The sequence below is a fragment of the Pigmentiphaga aceris genome (assembly GCF_008119665.1).
Lineage (GTDB): Bacteria > Pseudomonadota > Gammaproteobacteria > Burkholderiales > Burkholderiaceae_B > Pigmentiphaga > Pigmentiphaga aceris.
On the sequence record NZ_CP043046.1, the window covers coordinates 4275501 to 4287553 of the forward strand.

12 protein-coding genes are annotated in these 12053 nt (G+C 59.6%); 8 read left to right on the forward strand and 4 right to left on the reverse strand.

Annotated elements, in window-relative coordinates:
• The first annotated feature begins 104 nt into the window (after positions 1 to 104).
• Entirely contained in the window at positions 105 to 560 is a 456-nt protein-coding gene (locus FXN63_RS18540) for a GNAT family N-acetyltransferase (protein ID WP_148816660.1), read from the forward strand.
• A gap of 188 nt (positions 561 to 748) precedes the next feature.
• On the opposite strand, the gene FXN63_RS18545 is transcribed toward FXN63_RS18540, so the two are convergent.
• Positions 749 to 2344, reverse strand: coding sequence for a glucan biosynthesis protein G (locus FXN63_RS18545; RefSeq protein WP_342791189.1), 1596 nt, complete (start codon positions 2342 to 2344; stop codon positions 749 to 751).
• Between the two features lie 390 nt (positions 2345 to 2734).
• On the opposite strand from FXN63_RS18545, the gene bglX reads away from it, so the two are divergent.
• The 7 genes from bglX (at position 2735) to FXN63_RS26750 (ending at position 8814) form a co-directional block, all read left to right on the forward strand.
• Complete coding sequence (gene bglX / locus FXN63_RS18550) at positions 2735 to 5029, forward strand: beta-glucosidase BglX (protein ID WP_148816662.1); 2295 nt, start codon at positions 2735 to 2737, stop codon at positions 5027 to 5029.
• Between the two features lie 325 nt (positions 5030 to 5354).
• Positions 5355 to 5648 (forward strand): DUF4148 domain-containing protein, encoded by a 294-nt coding sequence (locus tag FXN63_RS18555; RefSeq protein WP_148816663.1) that lies wholly within the window; start codon positions 5355 to 5357, stop codon positions 5646 to 5648.
• Between the two features lie 56 nt (positions 5649 to 5704).
• Positions 5705 to 6013: a DUF4148 domain-containing protein gene (locus FXN63_RS18560; protein ID WP_148816664.1), complete on the forward strand. Its 309-nt coding sequence runs from the start codon at positions 5705 to 5707 to the stop codon at positions 6011 to 6013.
• A 170-nt stretch (positions 6014 to 6183) separates the two neighbouring features.
• Positions 6184 to 6774: a TetR/AcrR family transcriptional regulator gene (locus FXN63_RS18565; RefSeq protein ID WP_148816665.1), complete on the forward strand. Its 591-nt coding sequence runs from the start codon at positions 6184 to 6186 to the stop codon at positions 6772 to 6774.
• 194 nt (positions 6775 to 6968) lie between these two features.
• Entirely contained in the window at positions 6969 to 7898 is a 930-nt protein-coding gene (locus FXN63_RS18570) for an AraC family transcriptional regulator (protein WP_246164888.1), read from the forward strand.
• A gap of 366 nt (positions 7899 to 8264) precedes the next feature.
• Positions 8265 to 8450 (forward strand): hypothetical protein, encoded by a 186-nt coding sequence (locus tag FXN63_RS26745; protein WP_187394946.1) that lies wholly within the window; start codon positions 8265 to 8267, stop codon positions 8448 to 8450.
• Positions 8451 to 8496: 46 nt separating this feature from the next.
• Positions 8497 to 8814 carry a putative quinol monooxygenase gene (locus FXN63_RS26750; RefSeq protein ID WP_187394947.1) on the forward strand — a complete coding sequence of 106 codons (318 nt, stop codon included), beginning with the start codon at positions 8497 to 8499 and terminating at the stop codon, positions 8812 to 8814.
• Between the two features lie 157 nt (positions 8815 to 8971).
• Here the strand turns inward: FXN63_RS26750 and FXN63_RS18580 are convergent, their stop codons facing one another.
• The 3 genes from FXN63_RS18580 to FXN63_RS26760 all read right to left on the reverse strand — a co-directional run bounded on the left by FXN63_RS18580 (position 8972) and on the right by FXN63_RS26760 (position 11877).
• Positions 8972 to 10282, reverse strand: a complete 1311-nt coding sequence (locus tag FXN63_RS18580) for a TRAP transporter large permease (RefSeq protein WP_148816668.1) — start codon at positions 10280 to 10282, stop codon at positions 8972 to 8974.
• 74 nt (positions 10283 to 10356) lie between these two features.
• Positions 10357 to 10890: a TRAP transporter small permease gene (locus FXN63_RS26755; RefSeq protein ID WP_187394948.1), complete on the reverse strand. Its 534-nt coding sequence runs from the start codon at positions 10888 to 10890 to the stop codon at positions 10357 to 10359.
• A 3-nt stretch (positions 10891 to 10893) separates the two neighbouring features.
• The gene (locus FXN63_RS26760; protein ID WP_187394949.1) at positions 10894 to 11877 is read right to left on the reverse strand and encodes a TRAP transporter substrate-binding protein; all 984 of its coding nucleotides are present in this window, start codon (positions 11875 to 11877) and stop codon (positions 10894 to 10896) included.
• Positions 11878 to 12053: the final 176 nt, after the last annotated feature.

Sequence of the window (12053 nt, forward strand, 5' to 3'; positions counted from 1 at the left end):
CGCAGCGAGGCAGCTTTAATACCACGCGGCGCGATGCGCTGCACCGGTCAGTGCCAAGATTCGATATCGTAGAAGCCCTTTGACCCTCATGAATATTCACGAACATGCCCCAGGTGTCTTTCGAACCCGTACTCGACCTTGATTTCGACGCGCTTGCTGATCTGCGCATTGCTGCCATGCGCCCCAGCCTGGAGCACATCGGCCGTTTCGATCCGGTCCGAGCACGCGAACGACTGCGGGCAAGTTTTTCACCAGCCCATACGCGACACATTCTGGTCGATGGCAAGCGAATCGGTTTTGTCGTGGTGAAGCCCCGGGAAGATGGCCTGCTGCTAGACCACCTTTATGTCCAGCCCGGCACACAGGGCCAGGGGATTGGTGCAGCGGTGCTTGCGCAGGTGTTTGCCGAGGCCGACGCAGCCGCACTCGATCTTCATGTGGGTGCACTGCGTGACAGCGACTCCAACCGGTTCTATGCCCGACATGGATTCGAAGAAGTGAAACGCGAGGAGTTCGACAACTACTACGTTCGCCGTACCCAGGCGACGAAGTCGATATAAGCGGCAGGGGCAAGCAGTAGGCGGCCCCTTACCCTGAAGACCGGCGGTAAGACCAGCAATCAGGGCAGCAACTGCCTGCATGGCGCAGGCAGTTGCGGAAGGTGCCGTGGCGGCACCCTCTTCTTGCCAAGGGTGATCACAAAAGGCGGATCACATTCCAATCGTGATCCCCCCCCCGGTACTCACCTTCAGCGCATGACCACCGAGTCAGGCGACAGCTGGTAGCTCCAGGTCTCGCTCAGGGTCTTGCCATTTTCCACCAGCGCAGCGCGCATTTCCACCGGCTGCTTCGGGTCTTTCACACGCACCCGCAAGGTCAGACGCCAGCCACCGATCACCGGATTGCGCTGCAGCATGTTGGTCAGGACTTCGGCGTTGTCACCCACGCTGACCTGCGCGGTCACGGGCGAATTGGCCGGCATCTTGGCCATGTCCGGGCCTTCGAAATCGACCAGCAAGCCAATGCTGCCGTCCAGGTGACGGATCAGGTTCTTCTGCTTCACTTCGCCTGCGGTAAGCAGGGTTTGCTTGACCCAGGCCACGTTGGCGGGCAACAGCGCGCGCTCGTCGGTGGTCCAGTGCATGCGGTAGTCGAAGACCATCGGCTGACCCTTGACCGGCTTTTCTTCAGGCGTCCAGAAGGCCACGATGTTGTCGTTGGTCTCGTCTGCCGTCGGAATTTCCACCAGTTCGACCTTGCCCTTGCCCCAATTACCCTTGGGTTCGATCCAGGCGCTGGGACGACGGTCGTAGCGGTCTTCCAGGTCTTCGTAACGCATGAAGTCGCGGCCACGCTGCAGCAGACCGAAGCCCTTCGGGTTTTCGACGCGATAGGTGCTGACATTCAGGTGCTTGGGGTTGTGCAGCGGACGCCACAGCCACTCACCGGAACCGGTGTGAATCGCCAGCCCGTTCGAATCATGCAGCGCCTGACGGAAGCTTTGCTTGTCCGACGGCTGATTCGGGCCGAACAGGAACATGCTGGTCAGCGGCGCAATGCCGATTTTGGCCACATCGCCACGCATGAACACGCGGGCCTGCACGTCCAGCACCGAATCCTCACCGGGCTTGAGCACAAAGCGATACGCACCGGTTGCGCGCGGCGAATTCAGCAGCGCGTAGAACACCACCTGCTTGTCGGCAGCCTTCGGGCGTTCGATCCAGAACTCGCGGAAATCGGGGAATTCTTCGCCGTTGGGCGCAGCAGTCAGCGCGGTGTCCAGCGCCAGGCCGCGTGCCGACAGGCCATAGATCTGGCCCTTGCCGATCACCCGGAAATAGCTCGCACCGAGCACACTCATGATCTCGTCTTGCTTGTCGGCCTGATTGATCGGATACATGATCCGGAACCCGGCGTAGCCAAGCTGACTGGTTTCTTCCTTGTTGAAGTGCAAGTCACCGAAGTGGAAGCGCTCGGTGTCGTACTTGACTTCCTGCACGCCGGTCGGCGTGATCTCATTGATCCTCACCGGGGTGTTGAAGTGCATGCCCTGGTGATAGAAGCTGAGCTTGAAGGGCGTGGTCTGGTCGCGCCACATGAAATTGTCCGCGCGCGGCTGGATCTTCATGTAGTCGGCGAACTGCATCTGGCTGAACACCGGCATCAGGTTGCTGGCCGGTTTCGAATACGGCTGATCGACCAGTGCCCGCGCCTTGGCCGTCACGTCATCCAGCGAGAATGCCTGAGCCTGCGTGGCACCCACCAGCAATGACGCTGAAGCCAGGCACAGCCACGTTCGTAATAAGTTGTGACGCCCCACGGCTTTGACGGCAGTAAGAACCACGAATCTCTCCCAAAAAACGCGAAAAATAAGCCCGCAACCCTGATGGGCCGCGCATCCAAGGACGCAAAGTATCACGGGCCGCGAGGGTAGACCCGCACACAAACATATGTGCATGTTTGACACACCCACACACATTGTTCAAGCCAGCGTCGGACAGTAAAATACCGGATCAGTCGCGCCTCGGATGCTGCCGGCTATAACCCCCCGCCAGTCCACTGCTTCAAGCCTTTGGTTTGACGCAAGACAGGCAAGCCAGCCACCCACCCGAGCCTATTCGTGCATTCACCCTGTGCCCGCTCCGCTGCAACAAACAGCGTCCCACCGCGACCGGCAACGCGCTCCAAGACGGAGTCCGTACCAGTGCCCTCCAAGTCCCGAGAAAAACATCAAATGAACAAGCTGTACGTGCTGGCCCTGTCTGCCAGCCTTGCCAGTCCCTTGGCCTTTGCCGACACCAAACCCGTGTCCATCGACAACAAACCGGCGTTCATCGCCAGTTTGATGAAGCAGATGACGCTGGACGAGAAGATCGGCCAGTTGCGCCTGATCAGCATCGGCCCGGAAATGCCCGCCAAGGAAATCGTCAAGGAAATCGCAGCTGGTCGTATCGGCGGCACGTTCAACAGCGTCACGCGTGCGGAAAATCGCCCGCTGCAAGACGCAGCAGCCAAGAACAGCCGTCTGAAGATCCCGATGTTCTTCGCCTATGACGTGATTCACGGGCATCGCACGATCTTCCCGATCAGCCTGGGCCTGGCGTCCAGCTGGGACATGCAAGCCGTGGAACGCGTCGGTCGCGTGTCTGCCATCGAAGCCAGCGCCGACGGCCTGGACATGACCTTCGGTCCGATGGTCGACATCGCGCGTGATCCGCGCTGGGGCCGCACGTCGGAAGGCTTCGGTGAAGATCCGCATCTGGTGTCGGAAGCCGCGCGTGCCACGGTTCGCGGCCTGCAAGGCAAAAGCGCCAGCGCACCCGACAGCATCATGGCCAGCGTGAAGCACTTTGCGCTGTACGGTGCCATCGAAGGCGGACGCGACTACAACACGGTCGACATGAGCCCGATGCGCATGTATCAGGACTACCTGCCGCCCTACCGCGCCGCGATCGATGCAGGCGCGGGTGGCGTGATGGTGGCGCTGAATTCCATCAACGGTGTGCCGGCATCGTCCAACATGTGGCTGATGCAAGACCTGCTGCGCAAGGACTGGGGCTTCAAGGGCGTGACCGTGAGCGATCACGGTGCCATTACCGAACTCATGCGTCATGGCGTGGCCAAGGACAACCGTGAAGCCGCCAAGCTTGCGATCAAAGCCGGCATCGACATGAGCATGGCCGACACCAGCTATGGCGCGGAACTGCCGGGCCTGGTGAAGTCGGGTGAAGTGAACATCAAGGACATCGACAACGCAGTGCGTGAAGTGCTGGGTGCCAAGTACGACATGGGCCTGTTCCATGACCCGTATCGCCGTATCGGCAAGGCCAGCGACGACCCGGCTGAAACCAATGCGGAATCCCGCCTGCATCGTGACGACGCCCGTGACGTGGCGCGCAAGTCGCTGGTGCTGCTGGAAAACCGCAACCAGACCTTGCCGCTGAAGAAAGGCGGCACGATTGCACTGGTCGGCCCGCTGGCCGACACGCAGATCGACGTGATGGGAAGCTGGTCTGCCGCAGGTTTCCTGAAGCAGTCGGTCACGGTGCGCCAGGGCCTGCAGAACGCATTGGGTCAGCAAGGTCGCCTGATCTATGCACGCGGCTCGAACATCACCGAAGACAAGAAGATCGTCGAGTACCTGAATTACCTGAACTGGGATGCGCCTGAAGTTGTGCAAGACCCTCGCCTCCAGGTCGAAATGCTCGAAGAAGCAGTCAAGGCGGCCCAGCAGGCCGATGTGATCGTTGCCGCCGTGGGTGAATCGCGCGGCATGTCGCACGAGTCTTCCAGCCGTGTGAGCCTGGACCTGCCGGCCAACCAGCGCGTGCTGCTGGAAGCGCTGAAGGCCACGGGCAAGCCGCTGGTGATCGTGCTGATGAACGGCCGGCCCTTGAACCTCACCTGGGCCCAGGCCAACGCCGACGCCATGCTGGAAACCTGGTTCCCTGGCACCGAAGGCGGCAACGCCATTGCCGACGTGCTGTTCGGTGACTACAACCCGTCGGGCAAGCTGCCGATCACCTTCCCGCGCTCGGTGGGCCAGATCCCGTCTTACTACAACCACCTGCGTCTGGGCCGCCCGTTCACGCCTGGCAAGCCTGGCAACTACACCTCGCAGTACTTCGATGAAGAGAACGGTCCGCTGTATCACTTCGGTTATGGCTTGAGCTACACCGATTTCACCGTGTCGGACGTGACTCTGTCTAGCCAGACCATGCAACGCAAGGGCAGCGTCGACGCAAGCGTGCGTGTGAAGAACACCGGGCAGCGCGATGGTGCCACGGTGGTTCAGCTGTACATCCGCGACGTGGCGGCATCGGTGGTGCGCCCGGTCAAAGAGCTGAAGGACTTCCGCAAGATCATGCTCAAGGCAGGTGAAGAGCAGGTTGTCCGCTTCAAGATCGACGAGGACAAGCTGAAGTTCTTCAATCCGAAGTTGCAGAACGTGGCCGAGGCCGGTGCATTTGATGTGCAGATCGGCTTGGATTCGCAGAACGTCAAGCAAGCAAGCTTTGACCTGAAGTAATACCAAGCGAGGACCAAGCGCGGTGTTTTCTTGAGTTGCCGTGCACGCCTGCGATCAGGCGGCGTGTGCGGTAGCCAGGAAAAACGGTAAGACAAGTCTGAGGCGTTGATCCAGCGCCCCAGACTGGGGAACAAAGCCTGGGTAACAAAGCGTAAATCCGCAAAACACCGCTTGCCTATCTATCTGTTAGTAGATAAGATTCATCCATCGACGCAGCACACACAAACCAGTGCCGCAACGAACTGCTCTACGCGCCGACCTCGGCGTTTTTATTTCCCCTGCTATCTACCTAGTAGTAGATAACAAACCAGACAAAGGAATCATCATGAACCGCATCTTCGCCGCCCTGATCCTCTCGACCGCTGCCATCGGCGCTGCCCAAGCCGGTGAAATCGGCTACCTCGACAACCCCGGTGCACACACCCAAAGCTCGGTGACGCGTGCCCAGGTCCAGGCTGAGCTGAACGCCAACCGTGCGCAAGTTCAAGCCTTCCAAGGCCAGCTTGATCCCAGCATCGCCGAAAGCCATACCGGTGCCCTGACCCGCGCTCAAGTCGTGCAGCAACTCAGCGTCGCCAAGGCAGTCAGCCCGGCAGGCAACGCATTCGTGAACGGCTGATTTTTTCCGCCTTTTCACCTACCTACACATAGATAACTTCAATACCAGGAACCATCATGAAAGCCATTCTTTCCGCACTGATTCTGTCTGCAGCCACCATTGGCGCTGCCCAAGCCGGTGAACTCGGTTATCCCCCGGCCCCGCAAAGCGGCGGCGCACTGAGCCACCAGCAAGTGCAGGCCGAGCTGAACCAGGCACGCGCAAACGGCGTCACCGGCAACGGCGAATTGATCCAACTGGCTCAGACGCCGCAAGCCCAATCCAGCCAACTGACCCGTGCTCAGGTGCAACGCGACATTCAGGTGTCTCGCGGTGTGGATCTGAACGGCAATGGCGAGCTTGATTCGCCGGTGTCGAATGGATAAGGGCCGTGTGGCAAGCGGGCTGAAGGGTGGGGCTGGAAAAGCCATGCCCCAGCCCGTTCGGCAAGACCGTGAGCGGCATCTGTCGCCGCCACGGGCGCTTTCGGCCGATCGGCACAGGTGATCGGCGCGAAGCAAGCGCTGACTTACCTGTCTTTTCAAGGGCCATTGTCATGAACACGATTGACCTGAAAACCCCTGGACCAAGCACCCGCGACCGAATTCTCGATCACGCGCAAAAGCTTATCCGCCTGCGTGGTTGCAACGGATTCAGCTATCGCGACTTGGCCGACCATGTGGGGGTGAAGACCTCCTCCATTCACTACTACTTCCCCAGCAAGGACGACCTGTTGCTGGAAGCGGTCATGGCTTACAGCACCCGCACGCTTGCTGCCTTGCAAGCAATCGACGCCAAGTTGCCTGCCGATGAAAAGCTTGATCGATACGTGGATATGTCCGTGGAATTGAGCGACGGCGAAGAAATCTGCCTGTGCGGCATGCTGGCCGCCGATCTGGCGTCCGTGCCCGAACAAGTCGCGCACGAGGTGCAGGGCTTTGTGCAGGCCAATGAAAGCTGGCTGGCCAAGGTCCTGGCCGAAGGGCGTGACGCCGGCACGCTGCATGTGCGCGGCGACACGGAAACCGCTGGAAGAGCCCTGTTTGCCAGCCTGCAAGGCAGCGGTGTGTTGTGCCGCCTGTTCAAGACCAATACGCGCTTGCGAGACATTGTTGGGGCCATGCGTATCCAGCCGGCAGTCGTATGACTGTCTGGGCTGCATTGAAAGCAGGTACTTACTTTCTGTGATTCGTCAGGCACTGAACGGCGAAGTGGCTGATCTGCTTTGTGTCCTTGCAGGACGTCAGATCAGTCATGCAAATGCACTTCATCCAGAGCCAGGAAGTGGGCGACAATTCAAGCCCCACTGCCCTTCGGCTTTGCCGCTTCGCTATGGAAAGTATGCACTTGCTAGCGGCGCTGATCGCCCGCCATGCGCACACCGACGGTGTACACCCGACTGCCATACCGGGCGTGTGGGTCATTCGTGCATCGCAACCTACCGAGCCGCTCCATGTCCTGCATGTACCGGCGCTTTGCATCGTCGCCAGTGGACGCAAGCAGGTCACGCTGGGCGATTTGAGCTACGACTACGACGCGGCCAAATATCTGGTGGTGTCGGTAGACCTGCCGATTGGTGGCCAGGTGACTGAAGCGACAGCAGACCAACCGTATCTGTGCGTGCGGATCGACCTGGATCCGGGAATGCTGGCGGCGGTGATGATGGAAAACCCGGTCAATGATCCTACCGGCGACGCCACAGCCATCGAACAATCCGCCCTGTCCCGACCCGACCACGACCGGGGTCTGTTCGTCAGCAACACCAGTCCTGCATTGACCGATGCTGCCATCCGCCTGCTGCGCCTGCTCGACACGCCGGACGACATCACCTACCTGGCCCCCTTGGCGCAGCGCGAGATTTTCTATCGGCTGATGACCGGTGAACAAGGCGGGACCATCCGCAACATCGCCGCCAGCGAAAGCCGTCTGCACCAGGTCAATCGTGCAATTGCCTGGATCAAACAGCATTTTGCCAAGCCGTTCAGCATCGACATGCTGGCCGCCGAAGCACACATGAGCCCGTCGGCCCTGCATCTGCACTTCAAGGCAGTCACCGCGATGAGCCCTTTGCAGTTCCAGAAGCAGCTTCGCCTTCAGGAAGCACGTCGATTGATGGTGGGCCGTGCGCTGGATGCGAGCCGCGCTGCCTATGAAGTCGGCTACGAAAGTGCATCGCAGTTCACGCGCGAATACAGCCGGCTGTTCGGTGCGCCGCCCGCACGAGACGTTGCCAGGTTGAAAGCCAGCCCGAGCCGCTTTGTCAGTGCCTGAAAAACTCAGGCAGCGTGCAGTCGTTTTCGACCAGTTCGTTGCCTGATGGCTGCGCGCCACTGGGCAGGCTTATGTCTACGCCCACATGATCATGTCGCCCTCAAACAACGGGCACGTATCTTTGCTCGCGCCAGAAATGCGTTCTTCTGACTCCCCCGGGCACGCAATGTGCTGAAAGCTCGAGCCGACAACATCGCGTTTTCCCTAGGATCAGCGCGGCGATTGGACAAAACCAGTGTCAGACGAAAACTTGATCGACCGGATTGTTGGCGGTAGCCGAACAGTAATTCCCAAGATTGCGGGTTTATCGCCACTGTCGAACATGTGAACCTACCTCCCTAATCAAAACAGACTCCTGAGTAAGTCATGAACTGCGCAAAACAAGCTTTCGTCTCCCATGTCCGTTCCGTGCCGATGTTCGTTGCCTCGGTCTCCAGCCACGTGCAGTCGGCACTGCTGGCCTACGTCGAGCTTGGCACGGCAGGTGCCATCGGTTCAGTCACGGGTGGGATTGCTCAGGCCTTGCGCCAGCGCCGTTCGCGTTCGCTGTAAGCTACGGGATAGACAGATCCCGTCTGCTTACATCAAGAAGAAACGAATGCATCAAGTGACCAATCTGGCGATTGCTCGGGCCAAGTCCGGCTGTTCGGACGAACTTGGCGAATTACTCATGACCTTGGTGACGGCCTCTCGCGCTGAAGCGGGCTGCGTCGCATATGAAGTTCATCGGGCCAACGATGACGGCGATATGTGGATGCTGTACGAAACCTGGGAATCTCCCGCTCACGTCAACAAGCACTTCCAGTCAGCGCACATGCGTGACTTTGCCCTCGCCAGCAAACCCCTGGTGGAAGGTGCGCCCGATCTGCACAGCTTCACTCGGATATGCCCGTCGCAATGGCCTGTCAAGGCCTGAGCTGCTCGCCGCGGCCTATGCTGAATTTCTAAGGGTTGGCAGGTCAAAGTAAAAAAGGGGGTACCGATCCGGTACCCGCTTTTACTTTGCATCCGACGATTGCTTGCCTGACAGGACTTACCCGACAGGGCTTACCTGACAAGGCTTACCCGTCCGATTACTTCTCAGCCCCCATCACCAGGTCCGGCAGGAACGTGACGATCTGCGGGAACATGGTGATCAGTGCAATACACACCACCAGGCAGAAGAAGAACGGAATCGCAGCCTTGGCGATGATGTTGCTGTCCTTGCCCGTCATGTTCTGCAAGACGAACAGGTTGAAGCCCACTGGTGGCGTGACCTCGGCAATTTCCACCAGCAAGACCACAAAGATGCCGAACCAGACCAGGTCGAAGCCGGCCTTCTGGATCATTGGCAGCACCACGGCGCTGGTCAGCACGATCATCGAAATGCCGTCCAGTGCCGTCCCCAGCACCAGGTAAACCACCACCAGCACGCTGATCAGTACAAGCGGTGACAGGTTCATGCCGTCCACCCATTCAGCCAGATGCATCGGAATGCCGGTGAATGCCATGGTCTTGGTCAGGAACGCAGCCCCGGCCAGAATGAACATGATCATGCAGCTGGTACGCGTGGCACCCATCAGGCCGTCATAGAAGGCTTTCCAGGTCAGGCAACGCTCTTTGGCTGCAATCGCCAAGGATCCCAGCACACCAAAAGCCGCGCACTCAGTCGCCGTTGCCCAGCCTGCCACCAGCACCCAGACGATGAAGATGATCAGCAGGGAACACGGGATCAGGTTGCGCGACAGGCGCAGCTTTTCGCGGAAACTGGTTGGCGGGTCAGCAGCCGGCACTTTGTCCGGGTTGCGGTGGCTCCACCAGGCGATATAACCGCAGAACAGCAGGATCAGCACCATGCTGGGCAGGAAGCCTGCCAGGAAGATGCGAATGATCGAGGCATCGGCCGCCACCGCATACACCACCATGGTGATCGACGGCGGAATCAGAATGCCCAGCGTGCCGGCGGTCGCCAGCGAACCGATCGCCAGCTTTTCGTCGTAACCCCGGCGTTTCAGTTCCGGCAGCGCCACCTTGGCAATGGTGGCGCAGGTGGCGGCGGACGATCCCGACACCGATCCGAACACGCCGCAACCGATCACGGTGGTGTGCATCAGGCGACCCGGCACCCGGTTCAACCAGGGCCGCAAGCCTTCGAACATCTCTTCGCTGAGACGCGTCCGGAACAGGATTTCGCCCATCCAGATGAAGAGCGGCAAGGCGGCGAGTTCCCAGGACGCGTTGGACTCCCAGAACGCCGAGAACAGGTTCTTGCCAGGCAGGGTCGAGGTGAAGAATGCCTGGCCGACCCAGCCGACAATGGCCAGCGTCATGGCAATCCAGACGCCGCCAGCAAGAAAGACGAGCATGAGGGCGAGCAACATGCCGCCCATGAGGAGGGTATCCATAATCTCGTATCGTGGAATTGATATTGGCCCGGCCTGCGGGACTGGGTGTCGAAGACGAACCGTCAGGCCGATTACTACACTTCAGATGAGAAGTCGCCCTTGGCGTGCCGCTCTTCTACGGCGCGCTGATAAGTGGGAAGCTGGCCACGCAATACGTTCACCAACTCGTCGATCACCGCGATCATGAAGATCCAGCAACCGATCACAAAACTCATTTGCGGAATCCAGATGGGAATGGCGACCAGTCCGGTCGCCACTTCGCCATACTCATAGCTTTCCCACGTAAACGACGTTGCCCAGTAGGTCAGATAGCCCACGGCAACCGTTGCGCAGCACAGGCACACCACGTCGAGCATGCGTCGCGTTTTCGCGGACACGTGTTCGAGCAACAAGGTGACCCGCACGAAATCGCCGTGGCGAAACGCGTGGGCCATCGTCAGGAAAGCAGCTGCGGCGCACAGCCAGGCGACATAGTCGTTCAGGCCGCTGACGCGCAGATTGAGTTGGCGTCCTACGCCTCCGGCGATCATCAGAATGAAGATCGAGAAGACGCAGAACCCGCCGAGGATTGCCGCCCCGTCGTAAAGCTTGTCGAGGAAGCGGCGCATGATTTACTTCGAAGCCTTGTAAGCGTCCATGATGGCCACGCCTTCCGCGCCGGCAGACTTCAGCCACTCACCTTGCATCGTGACGCCGACCTTGCGCATGTCGGTCACCAGCTTGGGCGACGGGGCGTTGATCTTCATGCCGCGTTCGATCAAGGTTTGCTTGTACTCGGCGTTCTTCTTCTGGGCCAGTGCCCAACCGCGCGTTTCGGCTTCTTCGGCCGCTTTGGTGACGGCAGCCTGGGTAGCGGCGTCAAGCGCGCTGAAAGCCTTCATGTTGACCATGACCGCGTTCTTCGGAATCCACGCCTGCAGGTCGTAGAAGTTCTTCAGGCTTTCGTAGGTCTTGGTGTCCAGACCGGTCGACGCCGAGCTCATGTAGGCCTCGATCACACCGGTGGCCATGGCGGCGCTCAATTCGGCTTGCTGAATCTGCACCGGCTGCGCGTCGACCAGTTCTGCAATACGCGCGGTGGCCGGGCTGTATGCACGCCACTTGATGGCACGCAAGTCGGCACCCGAGGCGATTTCCTTCTTCGAGAACAAGCCTTGCGGTGCCCACGGCACCGAGAACAGCAGCTTGATGTTCTGACTTGCCATCAACTTGACCAGCGCAGACTTCTGCGCGTCATACAGGCGGCGCGATTCTGCGTAGCTGGAGGCCACGAAGGGCACGCCATCCAGACCGTAGATGGGGTTTTCATTGGCAAAGTTGGCCAACAGGATTTCGCCTGCCTGGGCTTGCCCGCTTTGCACGGCGCGCTTGATTTCCGGGGCCTTGAACAGCGATGCATTCGGGTGCACCGTGATTTTCAGCTTGCCGCCCGTGGCTGCATCGACATCCTTGGCGAACTGCTGGATGTTTTCCGTGTGGAAATTGGAGATCGGATAAGCCGTCGGCAGATCCCACTTGGCTTGTGCAAGCACCGGGGCGGTGGCGATCGAGAGGCAAGCTGCAGCAGCGCAGGCAACGAAGGTGCGTCGTTTCATTAGTACTCCGTCGGGCGTGACGAGTCGAACACATCAAGGAAACGCTGAAGGACCGCCAAGCGGCATCTTTCTTGTGAAAAGACACTGGATATGAGTCCGGCAAGCGCAGGTGAAAGGCACTATGCAAGAACGATGCCACAATTGCTTACAAGCACCAGCACGGGCTTTCCCGACTA